The sequence below is a fragment of the Marinobacter sp. AL4B genome, from assembly GCF_019916045.1.
GTDB lineage: Bacteria > Pseudomonadota > Gammaproteobacteria > Pseudomonadales > Oleiphilaceae > Marinobacter.
In genome coordinates this window covers 1-18,729 of sequence record NZ_JAILWZ010000007.1, presented here as the reverse complement: position 1 = coordinate 18,729, position 18,729 = coordinate 1, and the positions used below count along the sequence as shown (strand labels likewise).

General features: G+C 53.8%; 14 protein-coding genes. 10 read left to right on the top strand and 4 right to left on the bottom strand.

The genetic code is table 11. From position 1 onward, the window contains the following. Positions 1-4: 4 nt before the first annotated feature. From argS to K5L82_RS00200, 3 genes are all read right to left on the bottom strand, one after another. The gene (gene argS, locus K5L82_RS00210) at positions 5-1,690 is read right to left on the bottom strand and encodes an arginine--tRNA ligase (RefSeq protein WP_223132760.1); all 1,686 of its coding nucleotides are present in this window, start codon (positions 1,688-1,690) and stop codon (positions 5-7) included. Between the two features lie 139 nt (positions 1,691-1,829). After that, positions 1,830-3,569: a hypothetical protein gene (locus tag K5L82_RS00205; protein WP_223132759.1), complete on the bottom strand. Its 1,740-nt coding sequence runs from the start codon at positions 3,567-3,569 to the stop codon at positions 1,830-1,832. Between the two features lie 209 nt (positions 3,570-3,778). Continuing rightward, positions 3,779-5,950 carry a primosomal protein N' gene (locus K5L82_RS00200; protein ID WP_223132758.1) on the bottom strand — a complete coding sequence of 724 codons (2,172 nt, stop codon included), beginning with the start codon at positions 5,948-5,950 and terminating at the stop codon, positions 3,779-3,781. Positions 5,951-6,182: 232 nt separating this feature from the next. On the opposite strand from K5L82_RS00200, the gene rpmE reads away from it, so the two are divergent. Together rpmE and K5L82_RS00190 are read left to right on the top strand one after the other, a co-directional pair. After that, positions 6,183-6,404 carry a 50S ribosomal protein L31 gene (gene rpmE / locus K5L82_RS00195; protein WP_114335865.1) on the top strand — a complete coding sequence of 74 codons (222 nt, stop codon included), beginning with the start codon at positions 6,183-6,185 and terminating at the stop codon, positions 6,402-6,404. A 214-nt stretch (positions 6,405-6,618) separates the two neighbouring features. Continuing rightward, a complete protein-coding gene (locus K5L82_RS00190) occupies positions 6,619-7,884 on the top strand; it encodes a malic enzyme-like NAD(P)-binding protein (protein ID WP_133006483.1) in 1,266 nt (421 codons plus the stop codon). 90 nt (positions 7,885-7,974) lie between these two features. Here the strand turns inward: K5L82_RS00190 and K5L82_RS00185 are convergent, their stop codons facing one another. After that, complete coding sequence (locus tag K5L82_RS00185) at positions 7,975-10,485, bottom strand: penicillin-binding protein 1A (protein ID WP_223132757.1); 2,511 nt, start codon at positions 10,483-10,485, stop codon at positions 7,975-7,977. A gap of 269 nt (positions 10,486-10,754) precedes the next feature. On the opposite strand from K5L82_RS00185, the gene K5L82_RS00180 reads away from it, so the two are divergent. From K5L82_RS00180 to K5L82_RS00145, 8 genes are all read left to right on the top strand, one after another. Continuing rightward, positions 10,755-11,819 carry a pilus assembly protein PilM gene (locus K5L82_RS00180; RefSeq protein WP_133006481.1) on the top strand — a complete coding sequence of 355 codons (1,065 nt, stop codon included), beginning with the start codon at positions 10,755-10,757 and terminating at the stop codon, positions 11,817-11,819. Continuing rightward, the gene (locus tag K5L82_RS00175) at positions 11,819-12,382 is read left to right on the top strand and encodes a PilN domain-containing protein (protein WP_133006480.1); all 564 of its coding nucleotides are present in this window, start codon (positions 11,819-11,821) and stop codon (positions 12,380-12,382) included. Before K5L82_RS00180 ends, K5L82_RS00175 begins: the two co-directional genes overlap by 1 nt. Next, the gene (locus tag K5L82_RS00170) at positions 12,382-12,993 is read left to right on the top strand and encodes a type 4a pilus biogenesis protein PilO (protein WP_114335870.1); all 612 of its coding nucleotides are present in this window, start codon (positions 12,382-12,384) and stop codon (positions 12,991-12,993) included. Before K5L82_RS00175 ends, K5L82_RS00170 begins: the two co-directional genes overlap by 1 nt. Before the next feature lie 2 nt (positions 12,994-12,995). Next, positions 12,996-13,553 (top strand): pilus assembly protein PilP, encoded by a 558-nt coding sequence (locus K5L82_RS00165; protein ID WP_133006479.1) that lies wholly within the window; start codon positions 12,996-12,998, stop codon positions 13,551-13,553. Then, a complete protein-coding gene (gene pilQ / locus K5L82_RS00160; protein ID WP_262492450.1) occupies positions 13,553-15,661 on the top strand; it encodes a type IV pilus secretin PilQ in 2,109 nt (702 codons plus the stop codon). Before K5L82_RS00165 ends, pilQ begins: the two co-directional genes overlap by 1 nt. 126 nt (positions 15,662-15,787) lie before the next feature. Next, positions 15,788-16,378, top strand: coding sequence for a shikimate kinase AroK (gene aroK, locus K5L82_RS00155; protein WP_133006478.1), 591 nt, complete (start codon positions 15,788-15,790; stop codon positions 16,376-16,378). Further along, positions 16,359-17,435: a 3-dehydroquinate synthase gene (gene aroB / locus K5L82_RS00150; RefSeq protein WP_262492449.1), complete on the top strand. Its 1,077-nt coding sequence runs from the start codon at positions 16,359-16,361 to the stop codon at positions 17,433-17,435. The genes aroK and aroB overlap by 20 nt, the downstream gene beginning before the upstream one ends. 40 nt (positions 17,436-17,475) lie before the next feature. Further along, on the top strand, positions 17,476-18,729 hold a 1,254-nt coding region (locus K5L82_RS00145), incomplete at its 3' end, for an AAA family ATPase (RefSeq protein WP_223132755.1).

The following is an 18,729-nucleotide window of genomic DNA, read 5'->3' as shown; positions in this document are numbered from 1 at the left end:
CTGCTTACATCTCCTCTGGGGCGCTTACGCCCAGCAGGCCTAAGCCGTTCTCGATGACTTGGCGTACCGCCAAGTACAAGCTCACCCGTGCATCGCGAAGCGCGGTGTCTTCAATCAGCACTTTATGAGCGTTGTAGTAAGTATGGAACTGTCCAGCCAGATCACGCAGGTAGTGTGTCAGGTGGTGCGGTTCACGCTGAGCGGCGGAGTTGGCAATCAATTCCGGATACTTGGCCAGCTGGTTCGCAAGTTCCTTTTCTTCGTCCAGTGTCAGCAGGCTCAGATCGCCCACACATTCGGTGCGGCCGCGCTGAACCCCGTCGGCTTCCAGCTTGCGCAATACGCTGCAAATCCGCGCATGGGCATACTGGATGTAATACACCGGGTTTTCATTGGTCTGAGAGCGGGCCAGATCGATATCGAAGGTCAACTGGGAGTCCACCCGGCGAGCAGCCAGAAAGAAACGAGTGGCATCGCGGCCCACTTCGTCGATCAAATCCCGCACGGTGACGTAGCTACCGGCACGCTTGGAGATTTTTACTTCCTGCCCGGAACGGGTGACCATCACCATCTGGTGCAGTACGTAATCCGGCCAGCCCTGAGGAATGTCGGCTTTCAGTGCCTGCAAACCAGCGCGAACCCGCGTCACGGTGGAGTGATGATCCGCACCTTGCTCGTTGATCACGGTGGTAAAACCACGCTGCCACTTATCGAGGTGGTAGGCCACGTCGGGCAGGAAGTAGGTGTAGCCACCGTCTTTCTTGCGCATCACGCGGTCTTTGTCGTCGCCGAATTCGGTGGTTTTCAGCCACATGGCGCCTTCGTGCTCATAGGTGTAGCCATTGGCTTTCAGGCGCTCAACGGTGGCGTCTACTTTGCCGTCGTCGTACAAGGAGGATTCCAGGAAGTACACATCAAACTGAACGCCAAAGGCTTTCAGATCGAGATCCTGTTCCCTGCGCAGGTAGGCAACGGCAAATTCACGAATCGCAGCTTGGTCATCGGGGTCAGCCTTAGCCGTGACTTCCCGGTCGTCCGCGATCACGGTTTCACCGGCTAGGTAGGCGTTGGCCACATCAACGATGTAATCGCCACGGTAACCGTCTTCCGGCCAGCTTTCGTGATCTGGTGTCAGGCCCTTCACCCGGGACTGAACCGACAGTGCCAGATTGTTAATTTGGGCACCCGCATCGTTGTAATAAAACTCACGGGTAACATCGTAACCGTTGGCTTCCAGCAAGCGGCAAAGGCAGTCGCCAATGGCGGCGCCACGGCCATGCCCCACATGCAGCGGGCCAGTCGGGTTAGCAGAAACAAATTCCACCTGAACCTTTTCGCCCTTGCCATTGTTATTACGGCCAAACTGCTCCGCTTCATCCAGAATCGTGTTCACAATCCCGAACGCACTGGCGGTGCTCATGAAAAAGTTAATAAACCCGGGCCCGGCAATCTCGACCTTCGCAACAGCATCGCTCTTCGGCAACGCGGCGATCAGCGCTTCAGCCAGCTTTCGCGGAGGACAACCAGCGGCTTTTGAAGCCACCAAGGCAATATTGCAGGCGTAATCCCCGTGGGATTTGTCCTTGGTGTTGCCAACCTGCGGCGTGAAGGTGTGGTCAGCCGGCAAGGTGCCTTCAGATTGAAGGGTGGCCAGTGCGGACTGGAGAAGCTCGGATACGGTCTCTTTCATGCGTCAGACGACTCGGTTTTCAGAAGAGTGGGTGTCAGGGCAGGGCGCCCGTTGAAAATAGAAGAGGCGTATTATCACGGAAAGTTGGACTGTAAGCAAAAAGCCCGGCGGTTAGGCCGGGCTTTTGATGACTACTCGTTTAATCTGTAATTGTGTAGTTCTCGACGTACTTGGGGCCACCGTAAGGGGCTGGGGGCAGAACTTCGACTGTGAGTATACCTGAGTCGGAAGTATCATCGCCTTCGATTGTTACACACTGTCTGACCGGTGTGGTTCTGAAAGACGTTGTGGTCGGGAAGGAGCTGTCGCCAACAAAGCTTCCGTTCGTCGTGCTGAAGGTCACGTTTGTGTTGCCAGGCGGCGGACCTTGCACCAGCGCACTGTTGCTGTCGCGGAAATCGCCCGAAATATCAAAGCAAATGGTTCCCGGCGAGAACGGTGTCGGTGAGACAGGCGTGATGCCGATGATGTCGCTAGTGGCATACAAATGCGCTATTTCAAACACTTCTTTCACATCTTTGGTGCACTGATTGGCAGATTCTGATGCGTCTGAGCAAGCGGTGCCATTGTAAATGCCATCGGCCGCGTCAAAGACTCCATTTTCGTTGTAGTCGAAATATTCCTCGTCGGCGGCGTCTCTAACATCATTGTTGTTACGGTCCAGGAAGGCTTCGGATATGTCATGTTCTGCAGGAGTGAACTTGTCCTGACCTGCGGTGTAAATGCCATCGCTGTTAAGATCTATGAAGCTTTCTTCACCAACGGTTCGTGCCAGAATTGCGATGACGCCGGTGTCTGGCCTTTTGGGGTCTTGGCTTTCCCAGTTAACCGAGCATCCGCCCTCAGACAGCTCGCACTCATTTGGAATTGATCCGCCAGACGTGATGAAGTTTACGATCGAATTGTTGATTTTGTTGTTGTTGCGATCAGCTGCTCTGATGTTGATGCCAACCAGAACACCGTCATAGTGGCGCGCATTGGGCAGGAAGTTCTCCTGTACTGAGATCGAGAAGCTGTCGCTGTCGGGAATGGCTGCACTGATTGAGATCGGGTCAGACGTTGTCTGAATTCTGTCGCCCGAAGGCAATTCGTAAGTGGCTGTCACGCTGACAATGGTTGCTACTGTGCCTGCGTTAACACCTGTCTTGGCTGTTCCGTCATTGGAGGTTCGTGGGGTGCTCTCTGTGAGGTTGATTCCGCCCACCGCTGTAGATAGCGCCAAAGAAATCTGCTCATCAACGACAGGCTTGCCGTTTGTATCTACAAGTTTGAATATGACTTCGGAGACGCTTTTTCGGGTGGAATCCGCACTGCCGCGAATCGCAATTGCCGAGGGAGTAACGCTCACGAATTCGAGCGTATCGATTTCTTGGCTTGCAACATTAACAACGGCAGAGGCTGATGCTCCGTTGTCGAGTCTTGCTGTGATTGTGTCAGCGCCAGAACAGCCTGCAGTGTAGGAAGTGCTGATTTTTCCGGAGGTTGTTATGAGGGGGCCGTCACTAGAGGACTCTTGTCCTCCAAATTCAGCGGCGTCACACGTAGAGGAAAGTGCGACTGTCGTTTCTTGTCCTGTTGCTAGTGTGTTCCCGTTGTTGGAATCGACAACGTTAAATTCCAAACGAGTCGTACCGCCGGAGGAAAGGTTAGAGGCTGTGAGGCTTATTTGACCTCCCTGGAATGAATCACCGCTACCTGTGCCCAGTGCCAGTATGGATTCTTGCTCAGGAGGTGTGCCGGTTCCGCCACTGCCGCCGCCACTCGTTTCACCGTCGGGATTGACTTGAACTAGAGGAGTTGAGTTGTCATCTCCCCCACAAGCAGCCAAAACAAAAGTCAGCGACAACGCTGACATGCGCGCAAGGATTTTCCCTGACATTATTTATCTCCAGTGTTCGTTACAGCAAAAGCCTTTTCGCCGCGCATTCCCCGCGAGAGAACCGCAACCTCAGTTTTTATTCAGCTTTATCGGTTAGATTGCTGAAAATCATAGCACAGCCAACAGAAATGGAATGCTCGCTCGGTCAAAATTGTGAAAAAGATTGTAACGTTTTGCACGGCTTGCGCTGATTCGCATTTTTGCCAGTCTCAGCCGGTTTCTTGCGGGTCTACATCCACCATCCATTTGGTGTTACTGGGCAGTTTGGTTTGGTCCAAATACTGACAGAGATAGGTGAGTAATCGGTTGAGTTGTTTGCGGTGATCACTCACCAAGATAAGTTGTGCGCGGTGCCGGTCGGCTTTTCGGGCGATAACTGCGGGCAGTGGCCCCCACACCTCAACGCCGGGCGTGCTGGCCATCGGTTTCAGGGAGTCCAGAAGTTGCAGGCTGTTTTGCATGGTATCGGCTTCAGCGCGCAGGATGGCCATAGCCCGAAATGGGGGCAGGAGTCCGGATTCTCGTTCTGCCAAAAGTTGGTCCGCAATGGCGGGGTAGTTGCCTTGGCATAAGGCGTTCAGCAATGGGTGGTCGCTGTGGCAGGTCTGAATGAGTACTTTGCCGGGTTTGTCGCCCCGGCCAGCCCGACCGCTGACTTGCAGCAAAGTTTGAACCATTTGTTCGGGAGCGCGAAAGTCCACGCTGAACAAGCCGCCGTCGGCGTTCACAACGGTAACCAAGGTAACGTTCGGGAAGTCGTGGCCTTTGGCGAGCATTTGTGTGCCTACCAAGATGCAGGGTTCGCCGCTGTTCACTTTTTTCAAGATGGCCTGAATGCTGCCTTTGCGCTGCGTGCTGTCTCGATCCACCCGAACGATCGGGGTGTCGGGGAAGTGTTCTGCCAGCGTTTCTTCTGTGCGCTCGGTGCCTTGGCCCACCGGTTTGAAATTTTCGCTTTTGCATTTCGGGCACGTGTGGCTTGCTGCGGTTTGGAAGTCGCAGTGGTGGCAGCGCATGGCCCGGTCGCGCCGGTGGTAGGTCAGGCGCGTGTCGCAGCGAGGGCACTCTTCCATGTGGCCACAGTCAAAGCACATCATGACCGGCGCGAAGCCTCGGCGATTCACGAACACCAGAGCCTGCTCGCCGCGATCGAGTGTTTCCTTTATAGCGGTCAAAGCCGGACGAGCGAGCCCGGCTTCCAGCGGCCGGCTACGAATGTCCAATAGGGTTAGCTCGGGCGGTTTGGCATTGCCCGCTCTCTGTTCAAGTCTCGCGAGGTTGTATTTGCCTTGGCTGGCGTTATGCCAGGATTCCAGTGAAGGCGTTGCGGAGCCGAGAATGACCGGGCACTGGTTCAGGTGAGCGCGGTACACCGCAACATCTCGGCCAGAGTAGCGAAAGCCTTCGCCTTGCTTGTAGGAGCTGTCGTGCTCTTCATCCACGATGATGGTGCGAAGATGAGTAAATGGAAGCAGAACGGCCGATCGTGTGCCAATAAGAATGACGGGTTCACCGTTGCGAATTTTCAACCAGGTGCTCAGACGTTCGCCGTCGTTTAGCGCAGAGTGCCATACTTGAATGCGGTTGCCGAAATAGCGGCGAAATCGGGCGACGGTTTGTGGTGTCAGGTTGATTTCAGGTACCAATACCAAGGCCTGTTCGTCATGCTGAAGGCGCGTTTTTAGATAGTGCAGGTACAGCTCGGTTTTGCCGCTACCGGTGATGCCAAACAGTAAGCTGGCGGAAAATTGCTGGGTGTTTTCGGGCAAATCTCCAGCAGCCTTCTGTTGAGCGTCGGATAGAACAGGGGCTGGAAGCGCCGCTTCTGGAATGAGCGGTTGCACATTGGTCGTGATGCTTTGCTGGATCAGTTCTTTTTGTTCCAGGGAGCGGATCTGGGCACGGCTGTAACCGGATTGCACCAGTGCGCTGGTGGTGATGCCTGGCGCGGTTTTAATTGTGTTAAAGAGCGCGATTTGTCGGTGGGCGTTTGCAGGCAGCGCGGCGTCGTTTGCGGCAGTCTGCCACTGCTCGTCGGGTTTTAGTGCGGCGGGCCTGCCGCGTCTAAGCGCCGGGGGAAGGGCAGTAAACAGGCATTCTCCCAGTGGGTGTTGGTAATAATCACTGGCCCAGGTGAGTAGGCGAAAGGTGCCGTCCGGAAGCGCAGGCCACGGCTCGAGTGCTGCCTGTACGGGTTTTAGGGCGATGCCTTCCGGTGGCTGCACGCCGGTTTCAACCACCAGGCCAGTCAATATCTGTCGGCCAAAGGGTACTTTAACGCGCTGGCCGGGTGTCAGCTCCAGATCGTCCGGGATGCTGTAATCGAACAGCCGGCGCAAGGGGCGGTTCAAAGCGATGCGTGCGGTTCTGGGCTGTGTCACGGTATCTGCGTATCCTGAATATCGGTGATATAGCGCCGGCTGATGGTTTTGGCGCAATAGTCACTGCGGAAGATACTTGCCTGTGGCCAGCTTTGCCAGTAAGATTCGCGGTCTGTTTCTGGCCGGGCGTGGTAGTGCACGGTCTTTCAATTGATTCAAAATTGCGGTGCCTGACCCAAAAACGGTTTATCCGGCGGTGATCAGGTAGCGGCATGCCCGAAAGAGGTTCGCCATGAAAGAAGGTATTCATCCTAAGTACGAAGACATCACTGCTACCTGTTCTTGCGGTAACGTGATCAAGACCCGCTCTACTGTTGGTCACGACCTGCAGCTGGACGTGTGCTCCCAGTGTCACCCGTTCTACACCGGTAAGCAGAAGGTTATGGACACTGGTGGTCGTATCGATAAGTTCAACAAGCGTTTCGGTGGTCGTATCGGTGCTAAGAAAGACTGAGTATAGCCGGAATGTAAAAAGCGCCTACGGGCGCTTTTTTTGTGCCTGAAATTTGCTCGTCAATCCTTTTTATAAGCAAAATGCCCTATTGACTGGTTATAAAATATTCTGGTTTAGCTTGTCGTTTTTGGGCGAGCGCGCCATAATGTCGCGCTCCGTCGACCTGAGCGTCAGGCGGCTTTTACTTTTAAACGTGACAAACGGAACAGTGGCAATGTCTCAAGATCTGAAAGAAGCAGCCCTTGAATATCACGCCAAACCGCGGCCGGGTAAGCTAAGTGTAGAAGTCACTAAGCCTACTCAAACAGCTCGCGATCTATCTCTGGCGTACAGTCCTGGAGTTGCCGAGCCGGTCCGCGAGATCGCGAAGGACCCCGAGAACGCATACAAATATACCGCTAAGGGTAATCTGGTAGCCGTTATTTCTGACGGCACCGCTATCCTGGGTTTGGGTAACCTCGGTCCTCTGGCGAGTAAGCCGGTTATGGAAGGCAAAGGCGTACTGTTCAAGCGCTTTGCTGGAATTGACGTATTCGATATCGAAGTTAATTCCGAAAGCCCGCAAGCGTTTATTGAAACTGTTGAGCGCATTGCAGACACCTTTGGTGGCATCAACCTGGAAGATATCAAAGCCCCTGAGTGCTTTGAAATTGAGCGCGCACTGATCGAAAAGTGCAACGTGCCCATCTTCCACGATGACCAGCATGGTACGGCGATCGTCACTGCGGCTGGCATGATCAATGCCCTAGAGTTGCAGGGTAAGAACATTGAAGACGCGAAATTTGTCTGTTTGGGCGCTGGCGCAGCATCCATTGCCTGCACCAAACTGCTGATCAGCTGTGGTGCTCGCTCTGAAAACATCTTCATGCTCGACCGTAAGGGTGTGATCCACTCTGGTCGTGATGACCTGAACCAGTACAAGGCGATGTTTGCGAACGACACAGACAAGCGCACACTGGATGACGCTATCGATGGCGCGGACGTATTTTTGGGTCTGTCCGGTCCTGATCTTCTGTCAGCGGAACAGCTGAAGAAGATGGCACCGAACCCGATCGTTTTCGCGTGCTCCAACCCGGATCCGGAAATCAATCATGCGTTGGCGATGTCCACCCGTGATGACCTGATTATGGCCACTGGCCGTTCAGATTACCCGAACCAGGTGAACAATGTGTTGGGCTTCCCCTTCATTTTCCGTGGTGCTCTGGACGTTCGCGCGACTTGCATCAACGAGGAAATGAAAGTGGCAGCGGTTAACGCTATCCGCGAGCTGGCGAAAGAGTCTGTGCCTCAGGAAATCTGTGAAGCATACGGCGTAGACAGCCTCGAATTCGGTAAGGATTATATTATTCCTAAGCCGATGGACGTTCGCTTGCTGGAAGTTGTGCCCGCTGCGGTAGCTCGTGCTGCTGTGGATTCTGGTGTGGCAGGCCAACCTTATCCTGCGCACTACCCGCTGAAGTCTATGGACGACATCATCTAACTCCGATGTAGTCCAGCTTCATGCACAAAAAAACCGGCGGTGATCCCGCCGGTTTTTTTGTGGTTGTTGGTTTTTTCTGAGCTCCGCGGCTTAGAAAATCTGTCGGGAAAAACTTTCCTCAGACCCGCCCGAGGGGTTCTCGAGCTCGTCAGCCGTTAGTGGGGCGGGAGCGTTCTCTTCTTTGAAGAGTTCGAAAACGCCTTCCTCATCAGGATGCGCACGTCTGCCGGTTTCCGGATTGATGCGGATGTTCGCCAGGCCGTTGGGTCGAGGCATCAAAGATGACGGTGTGTCTGCCAGCGCAGTTTTCATGTAATCAACCCAGATGGGCAGTGCGGTGCTGGCGCCGTACTCTCCACGCCCCAGGGGTGCCGGTTGATCAAAGCCGACATAAACCGTTGTCGCGACGCTGTGGTTGTATCCGGCAAACCAAGTATCTTTCTGCTCGTTGGTCGTGCCGGTTTTGCCGGCTAAATCGTTTCGCCCCAACGCTTTGGCGCGACGACCGGTGCCCTGTTGAATCACGTCTTGCATGATGGAATGCATGATATAAACCGAACGGGAATCGGCCAGCTTGCGCATGATTCGGGGGCCTTCAGAGTTTCTAGACGCTGGGAGGGTAATCCCGACCGTTTCTGGCGTGGATTCATCGGTTTCGATGTTTTCAGTGTTTTCACTGGTTGAGCTGTATTGCTCCTCAAGCGCATCGCAGTCACGGTCGCACCGAATGGTTTTCGGTGCTTCGTAAATCACGGTGCCATTGGATTCGCGGATGCTTTCAATTAAGTAGGGCTGCACGTCATAACCGCCATTGGCGATGACGGCGAAGCCCCGAGCCAGTTCCATGGGGCTGAGCAGGCCGCTTCCTAAAGACAATGACAAGTTTTCTGGCATGTTGTCGGTCGGGATTTTGAGCTGCTCAAGGTAGCTAAGCGTAGTGCGAATGCCCAAGTCGCGCAGCAATCGAATGGATACCAGGTTGCGCGAGCGGTACAGGCCTTTGCGCAGAGTTGTTGGTCCGTAGAACTGCCCAGAAGCATTTTGCGGGCGCCAAGAGCCTTCAAGGTCGGAGTTATCAAGCACGATGGGGGCATCGTTATAAATGGTGGCGGGTGTACGGCCGTTCTCCAGTGCTGCTAAATAAAGGAAAGGTTTAAAGGTGGAGCCGGGTTGGCGCTTTGCTTGGGTGGCACGGTTGTATTTGCTTTGGCCAAAACTATAGCCGCCGCTGAGTGCCTCGATAGCGCCAGTTTTTGCGTTCAGGGAGATCAGGGCGCCTTCAACATCGGGTACCTGCGCTAAAGCAACGTTCTGTGTGATGGCGGTGATGTCTTCGGCGTTTTGGGTCGGTTCGAGCGCTTTTACGTAAATCACATCGCCCACACTGACGATATCAGATGGTTTTTTGGGTTCTGGACCGGTGAAGCTTTGGGTGCGGTATTTCCGCGCCCATTTCATGGTGTCGAAAGCCATTGTGGTGGCGCCAAGAGCGCGGGTATGGGTTTGCACTTCGCCATTTTTGTCGTCAATCGACGTGACAATGGCCGGCAGTAAACGCTCCACGCTAGGGTAGTTGGCAAGCTCCCCTGAAAGCTCTGCGGGTGTCATGCCGTCAATATCTACTTGAGCGATGGCTCCCCGGAAGCCGTGGCGGCGGTCGTAGTTTTCCAAGCCGGCTCTTAGTGTGTCGGTTGCGGTTTGCTGCTTCTGGCCATCGACGGTCAGAGTAACGCTGTAGCCATCGGTATAGGCGGTGTCACCAAATCTTCGAACCATTTCGGAGCGCGCCATTTCTGCTACGTAGTCGGCATCGACATCGGTGTCCCGGGCGTTGTAGCTCGCTGTTATTGGCGCTTCCGAGGCCAGCTCGCGAGCGTCACTAGTAATGAAGCCAAGGCTTTCCATGCGTCCCAGTATCCAATTGCGTCGTACAAGGGCGCGCTCTGGATCGGCGATGGGGTTGTAGGCGGAAGGTGCCTTGGGCAAGCCGGCCAGCATAGCCATCTGTGCGAGAGAGAGTTCATTGACGCGTTTGTCGTAATACACCTGGGCAGCGGCCGAGATGCCGTAAGCGCGGTTGCCCAGATAAATTTTGTTCAAGTACAGTTCGAAAATTCTCTCCTTGCTCAGCTCGCGCTCAATTTGAATGGCCAAAAGTATTTCGCTGAACTTGCGAATGAATGTCCGATCCCGTGACAAAAAGTAATTTTTTGCAACCTGCATCGTGATTGTGCTGCCCCCGGATTGAATCGATCCGGTGGATATCAGTTCGATCGCAGCCCTTGTCAGGCCTTTGATGTCTACGCCGAAGTGATCGTAAAAGCGTGCATCTTCGGCGGCCAGAAAGGCTTGTAACTGAAGTGTAGGGATCTGTTCGATTGTGACCGGTGTCCTTCTCTTTTCGCCGAATTCTGCTATTAATTCGTTGTCATGACTGTACACCCGCAGAGGCGTTTGCAGCTTGACGTCGAGAAGTTGTTCGACGGGAGGCAGGCTAGGTCGCAAATACAGATACAAGCTTGCAGACAATATGACGGCGACACTCAGGCCGGTAAGAATGATCCAGGCAAAAACACGAGATGTACGCATCAAATGAGACATTTTTTTCTGACATCTGTTAGATATAGGTCTATTATTTGAGAAATTGCTTTAGGAAGGTTTGGCGGCCTTCCAAGATGCAATCTCTCCCGTAAAATTGAGAGATTGCATTGTAGACGGAATGAATAAGAAATTCTCTTACATATAAAACAGATAACAAGCAGGGAAACTGCATAAAATTAAGAGAGCGATCTCGAGCCTTCTGCCGCGAACAGGTAAGAAGCCGAGGGGCTCCAACGCCGGGTGTATTCAACCAGGTATAGGGTGAGCGCGTGTTCGGATTGATAGGAAAAAAATCCAGTTCTGTTCTTGGGGTTGATGTCAGCTCCAGTTCAGCAAAACTCCTCGAACTGTCAAAGCAGGGCGACCGATATAGGGTCGAAAGCTACGCTGTTGAGCCCCTTCCGGCCAACGCAGTTGTCGAGAAAAACATTACAGACGTAGAGGCGGTGGGCGAAGTGCTCAAGCGTGTTGCGTCCAAGTCCCGCACCAGTGTCAAACAGGTGGCTGTTGCAGTCTCCGGTTCGGCGGTCATTACTAAAGTGATTCAAATGGATTCCGGTCTCAACGAGTTTGAGATGGAAGATCAGATTGCTTTGGAAGCGGATCAATACATTCCATATCCCCTTGATGAAGTGGCGATCGATTTTGAAGTGCAGGGGCCGTCCGAGAGTAATCCGGATCAGGTTGATGTGCTGCTTGCTGCTTGCCGGAAAGAAAACGTTGACGTTCGGGAAGATGCCCTTGAAATCGCAGGGCTGAACGCGAAGGTGGTTGATGTCGAAGCCTACGCGCTCGAGCGGGCCTACGAGTTGATCGAGCCTCAGCTGGATTCTCAAGGTGAAGAACTGGTGGTGGCCATCATGGATATCGGGGCCACCATGACCACGTTGAGTGTTCTGGCCGAAGGCAAGACTGTCTATACCCGGGAGCAGATTTTCGGTGGTAAACAGCTTACCGAAGAAATTCAGCGCCGGTATGGTTTGTCCACAGAAGAAGCCGGCTTGGCTAAAAAGCAAGGCGGTTTGCCGGATGATTACGAAACCGAAGTGCTAAACCCATTCCGGGAAGCGGTTGTCCAGCAGGTTGCACGTGCGCTGCAGTTTTTCTTCGGTGCCAGCCAGTACAACGCTGTGGACTACGTGGTGTTGGCGGGCGGTACGGCTTCGATTCAAGGCCTTACCGAAATGGTCGAAGAGAAAACAGGGACGCCAACGTTGGTTGCTAACCCGTTCGCTGATATGGCGGTGGGGTCCCGTGTGAATGCATCCTCGCTGAGCAATGACGCTCCATCGTTGATGATTGCCTGTGGACTGGCAATGAGGAGTTTCGACTGATGGCAAAAATTAACCTCAGACCCTGGCGCGAAGAGCTGCGCGCGGAGAAACAGAAACAGTTTGTGGTGATGATGTTAGGCGCCGTTATTATTGCGGCGGGTTTGGTGTTCTTGTGGAAAACTGATACGGACAATCGAATCGCGTATCAACAATCACGCAATGCCTACATTGAGACCGCTACGAAGCAGCTGGATAAGCAAATCAAAGAAATTGAGAACCTTAAGCGCCAGCGTGATGAATTGCTCGCTCGGATGCAGGTCATTCAGGATTTGCAAGGTAAACGCCCGGTCATCGTTCGGGTGTTTGACGAGTTGGTTCGCACGCTTCCTGATGGGTTGTTCGTCACCGACCTTAAAAAGACGGGTGAGCGCCTGGATATCGTTGGCATGGCAGAGTCCAATAGCCGGATTTCTAACCTGATGCGTCAGTTCGACGAATCCGAGTGGTTTACCGGGCCGAACCTGACCAACGTTGCTGCTGCAGACAATCGTCGTGCTGGCTACAGTCAGTTCAATCTATCGGTTCAGCAGAAAACGCCAGAGCCCGAAGGGGAGGATAAATAATGAGCCTCGCGGACTCACTGAAAAGTCTTAATGAATTCGATATCAACGATCTGGATGTCAACAATGCTGGCATTTGGCCGGCACCGATTAAAGCGATTGTATTTCTCTTGGTATTTGGCTTGATTTTGGGTGGCGGGTATTGGTTTTTCATCAAGGATCAGTACGCCCAACTCGACCGAGTTGAACGAAAAGAGCAAGAGCTGAAGCAAACCTACGAGCAAAAAGCTTACCGGGTTGCCAACCTGGAGGTGTTCAAAGCTCAGATGGTTGAAATGGAGGAAACCTTTGGTGCGCTCGTACGTCAGTTGCCGAGTGAAACCGAGGTGCCGGGCTTGCTGGAGGATATTACCAACACAGCGCTGGGCAGCGGTCTGAGCCTGCAGGAAGTTAAGCTGCAGCCAGAACGCCAAAGAGATTTCTATTCAGAGCTTCCGATTAACGTGCGGGTTTCAGGTTCGTATCATGAGCTGGCCTCGTTCGTCAGCAGCGTGGCCAGTTTGCCGCGTATTGTTACGCTGCACGATTTGACTATTAAACCAATCGGTGGAAATGGCGAGCAACTGGATATGCAGGTTGTTGCCCGTACCTACCGTTACCGGGCTGGAGAGTAAGCATGGCAAAGAAGCATGCAGGAAAAGCCTGGCTGGGTGTGTGTCTGGCGTCGTTACTGACGGCTTGTTCCCAGGGCAACGGCTTCTCGGATTTGGACAAGTTTATGGCGGATACCCGGGCGAAACCCCGGGGGCACGTAGAGCCCTTGCCAGAGTTCAAGGCCTATGAGGCCTTTAGTTACTCGGCGGCGGATCGCCGAGCTCCGTTTGAGCCGCCCGTCGATGTTCAGTTGACCATGGTGGATGAAAAACCCATCACCGACGTGGAGCCGGACCTGGATCGCCCGCGAGAGGTGCTCGAGAATTTCGATCTGAAATCGCTGAGCATGGTGGGCACGTTGGAAGGTGCTGGCGGCACGCTTTTTGCGTTGGTGCGGGACGGCGCGTCAGGCATACATCGAGTGCGGGTTGGCAACTACATGGGGCAAAACTATGGCCGTATTGTAGGGGTCGGTGAAACTCGCATCGAACTGATTGAAATCGTTCCGAATGGCCGGGGTGGATGGGTTGAACGCCCCCGCTCCTTGTCTTTGGATGAGGGCTCAGGAGCGGCAGGATGATGACGACAAGAAATATGCAAGAACAAACAGGTTTAGGGTCGAGGCTAGCGATGTTCAAAAAACTAAATGTCTCCGTAGGTATTATTGCCGTGGGGTTATGGAGCAGCCTGGCCAGCGCGGTCACGCTGCAAGACGTCACGTTTTCGTCGCTGCCGGGTGAACGCTTGGAAGTGACCATGGAATTCGACGGTACACCACCTGAGCCGACGGGCTATACCATCGAGCGGCCGGCACGTATTACTGTTGATCTAAAAGATACAACGAGCGGAATTAATAAACGCAGTATCCCGCTGGGATCAGGCAACGCTCAGAGTGTGACCGTGGTGGAAACCAAAGATCGCACTCGCTTGATATTCAACCTGATTGATTTGGTTCCGCATGAGACTACACGGAATAACAATTCACTGGTGATGACGATTGGTGGCGCTGGGTCGTCAGTGTCAGCAACCTCCAGCTCACAACAAACAACTGTGTCTGCACCGGCAGGTGCAAATGCGCTGGCCGGCATCGATTTCCGTAGAGGAAAAGCCGGCGAAGGACGTGTGGTTGTCGATTTGGGCAGCAGTTCGTCCGCCGTGAACCTGACAGAGCTGGGAGGGCGTATTCGCCTGACCATGCCAGATCTTGATGTGCCGGTCGATTTGCGCCGCCGATTGGATGTGACTGACTTTGCAACGCCCGTTACTCGTATCGATACCTTTATGGAAGATGGGAATGCGGTAGTAGAAATTCGTCCGGAAGGGGATTACGACTACATCGCCTACCAGTCTGGCCGCGAGTTCACGGTTAGCGTCGAAGAAATCTCTCAGGAAGAAGCGGAAACGCGTCGTGAAGAGAAGTTCCCGTATTCTGGCGAGAAGTTGTCTCTTAACTTCCAGGATATCGAAGTGCGTTCGGTGCTGCAGCTTATTGCTGACTTCACAGGCTTGAATCTGGTCGCTAGTGACACTGTGGGTGGCAGCATCACACTTCGCTTGCAGAACGTGCCTTGGGATCAGGCGCTGGACCTGATTTTGAAGACCAAGGGTCTGGATAAGCGTCAGATTGGTAACGTATTGTTAGTCGCTCCAGCTGAAGAAATTGCAGCCCGTGAGAAGCTTGAGCTGGAAACTAATAAGCAGATTGCTGAGTTGGCGCCGGTTCGACTCGATATTATTCAGGTTAACTACGCGAAGGCCGATGAAATTGTAAGCCTTATTCAGGCGGACGCAGAGCTGATTTCTTCGCGTGGCTTCGTATCCTCGGACAAGCGCACCAACACCATCACAGTGCGTGAGACCGCTGATAAACTCGAAGAAATCCGTCGCTTGGTGAGCACATGGGATGTCCCTGTGCGTCAAGTGTCCATTGAAGCTCGTATTGTTCGAGCCCAGACCAACGTGGCCGAGGACTTGGGGGTTCGTTGGGGCGGTGCTGCCTACGACGTGAGTGGCAACGATGTTGTAACTGTCGGTGGTTCTTTGGGAACGCTCAGTGAAGCTCGTGATGCTGCAAGCGGCGGCAGTAATTCGATTACCTTCCCAGGCGCTCTGGGGGTGGATCTGGGTGTGAGTGGTGAAGGTGCATCGTCTTTCGCTATCGGCTGGGGCAGTGATGACTTCCTGGTAGATCTAGAGCTTTCCGCGCTGGAAAGTGATGGCCGTGCGGAAGTGGTTTCTCAACCTCGTGTTGTGACTGCAGATCGCCAGAGCGCGTCGATCAAGTCCGGTGAAGAAATTCCATACCAAGAGGCTTCGTCAAGCGGCGCTACGTCCGTGTCGTTCAAGGAGGCTGTGCTTTCATTGGAAGTAACGCCACAGATTACCCCGGATGATAAGATCATTATGGATCTGATCGTGAACCAGGACTCTCGTGGTGAGGTGACAGCGGGCATTCCGTCAATCAACACCAACGAAGTGACCACGCAGGTGCTGGTTGCGAATGGTGAAACAGTCGTGCTTGGTGGTATCTTCCAGTCAGAGGTAGCAACCACAACAACCAAAACACCATTCCTGGGCGACATTCCATATCTGGGCCGGCTGTTTAAGCGCACGGAGCACATCGATGAGCGCAGTGAGCTGTTGATCTTTATCACTCCGAAGATCATCAAAAGCGATCTGATTCAGTAATAAGGCCAGAGTCTGAAAGCCGCCGCTGATACCGGCGGCTTTTTTGTGTCTGTGGCTCGGCAAGGTTATGGATTGGCGCGCCCTGTGCTATTCTCATCCGCCTGAAAAATTGTTGAGCGGAAAGTTATGTCTTTGCCCAAACGCGTTGTTCTGGTTGGGCCCATGGGGGCCGGAAAAAGCACTATCGGCCGTTTGCTCGCCAAAGAACTCGGTTATCGTTTTTTGGATTCGGATCGGGTTATCGAGGAGCGGTGTGGGGCAAACATCCCTTGGATTTTTGATGTCGAAGGCGAGGGAGGCTTTCGGCAAAGAGAAACTGCCATGCTTGACGAGATGACCGCCGAAAAGGACGTGGTACTCGCAACCGGCGGTGGTGCCGTGATGCGCCAGGAAAATCATCCGTTATTGCGTAAGAGCGCAGTGGTCGTCTACCTGAAAACTTCGATCGAACAGCAGGTCGAGCGCACCCGAAAAGATCGCAACCGCCCCCTTCTGCAAAACGATGATCCTGAAGGGGTGTTACGACAGCTATTTGCGATCAGGGACCCTTTGTATACCCAGTTAGCCGATATCGTGATGTACACCGACCGAAAAAGCCCTCGGCTTGTCGTTCGGCAATTGGTGAACAGAATCAGTCCCAAAACCCCAAGGCATAGAAGGCAAAGACGGAAGGAAGGTCGTCAGCATGTACAAGGTATTGAAAGAACTCAAAGTTGAGCTTGGCGAGCGCAGTTACCCCATCGTTATTGGTTCGGGGTTACTGGGTTCTTACGATCTCACGCCCTGGGTGAGCGGCGGCCAGGTGATGATCGTCACCAATGACACTGTCGCACCGCTGTATCTGGAAAAAGCGAAAGCGTGTTTTCCGGGAAAGCAGATTGATGTGGTTACGCTGCCAGATGGCGAAGCGCATAAAAACTGGCAGACGCTGAACCTCATCTTCGATGGTTTGCTGGAAAATCGTCACACCCGCCATACCACCATCGCAGCTTTAGGCGGTGGCGTGGTCGGAGACATGGCAGGCTTTGCTGCAGCGAGTTACCAGCGTGGTGTTCCGTTCATTCAGATTCCAACCACGCTGTTGTCGCAGGTGGACTCATCAGTCGGTGGTAAAACGGGCATTAATCATCCCTTAGGCAAAAATATGGTGGGCGCGTTCCATCAGCCGCAAGCCGTTCTGATTGATACCGATACGCTTGGATCCTTGCCAGCCAGAGAAGTGTCAGCTGGTCTGGCGGAAGTGATCAAGTACGGTTTAATTCGCACGCCCGCGTTTCTTGATTGGCTCGAAAATAACATCGATGCGATGCGAGCCTTGGAAACGGTGGCCTTGGGTGAGGCCATTTACCGCTCTTGTGACTGCAAGGCTGAAGTGGTTTCGCTGGACGAGAAAGAAGGCGGGTTGCGAGCCATCCTGAATCTCGGCCACACCTTCGGACATGCCATTGAAACTTTTGCCGGATACGGTAACTGGTTGCATGGGGAAGCGGTTGGCACTGGCATGATGATGGCGGCAGATTTGTCCGTGCGCGAGGGGCATATTAGCGAGGCAGACAGAAACCGCGCTGACGCCTTGATTCGGCGTGCCGGTTTGCCAGACCAAGCGCCGGAAGGAATGACGGAAGATGACTTTATGAGCCTGATGGCTGTGGACAAAAAAAATGTCGATGGCCAGATCCGCTTGGTGCTCATGCGCGCACTGGGCGATGCTTGGGTTACTGCAGGCTCCAAGCCTGAGAACTTGCGTGCGACCTTGAAAGCATTTATTCGCTAACCGGTTGTCTACCCAGAAAACAATAATACAGGGATGAGGTGTGGCTCAGGACACGTTAAACAGCCTTGATGGCGGTGGGTTGTTCCCGCGTTTGCAGCAGCGTTACGGTTTGAGTGAGAACCCACTTGAACTAGAAGCGCCGTTCTTTCCCGGAGCGATGCGGCAACATGCTTTGGAATCGCTGCGCCATCTCAGCGGCTTTGGTGACATGGCTTTGGTTGTGACGGGAGCGCCTGGTTCGGGGAAAACGCGATTGTTGGCCGAGTTGGTTAAGAGCGAATCGGCAAGGCTCGACTTCCAACACGTTCCGGTGACTGCCCTGACGAGCGCTTCGGCATTGGCGCGAGAGCTTAAGCGCATATCTCGCTCGGCTATTCCTGAAAATTTTGAGCCTCGAGAAGCGGTTTACCGTTATTTTTCTTGGTCTGAGAGTCGTGTTGAGCGTGGGCAGCGTCAGGTACTTCTCGTAGATGATGCCGACCGGTGTCCACCTGATGTTCTGAATCTTATTGTCTCAGCATTTGTTGCCGCCGATCGGACCGCCGCAGCCGTTCCCGTGTTTGCGGGTAGCGAAGCCGTCGAACAGGTGCTTTCGTCAGAGCCTGATGCCGGATATGTACACCACCTTGCGCTGCCCCCTCTGTCTCAAGAAGACGTTTTTGCTTATTTGGAGCCTCGCGTGGTTAAAGTGGGCGGCTCTGTTGAGGAGTTGCTCTCTTCCTATCGGTTAAAGCAGATTTATACTCTGAGTCAGGGCAGTTTTGGTCGGTTAAAGCGGGTGACGCCGGGTGTGTGGCTCGACATGGTGGCCGGCGCTCACGGTTTGTCCCGTTTTAACGTCCCCTCGATCAAAAACTTTCGCTGGCCTGCACTCGCTCTTTTGTTGCTTGGTATTTCCTGGTGGCTCGTCTCTTTGCAGTACGACCAAACGGTTGAAAATATGCCAGAGGCGACAGCCACGCCTGAGCGTGTGCGTAAAAGTATTACGATTGGGCCGGACTCTGCACCAAAAGAAGATAAAAAACCTGTGATTGCGGATAACACGGAGGTGTCGCTTCCTTCTGAGCGTGAGCTTCCTGAGGATGACACGCCTCCAGCACGCGAATTGGAGCAGCCGGTTGTGCTGGACCCTCTGCCTGAACCCGCAAACACTGTCGAAGAGCCAGAGCCAGAGCCAGAGCCAGAGCCAGAGCCAGAGCCAGAGCCAGAGCCAGAGCCAGAGCCAGAGCCAGAGCCAGAGCCAGAGCCAGAGCCAGAGCCAGAGCCAGAGCCAGAGCCAGAGCCAGAGCCAGAG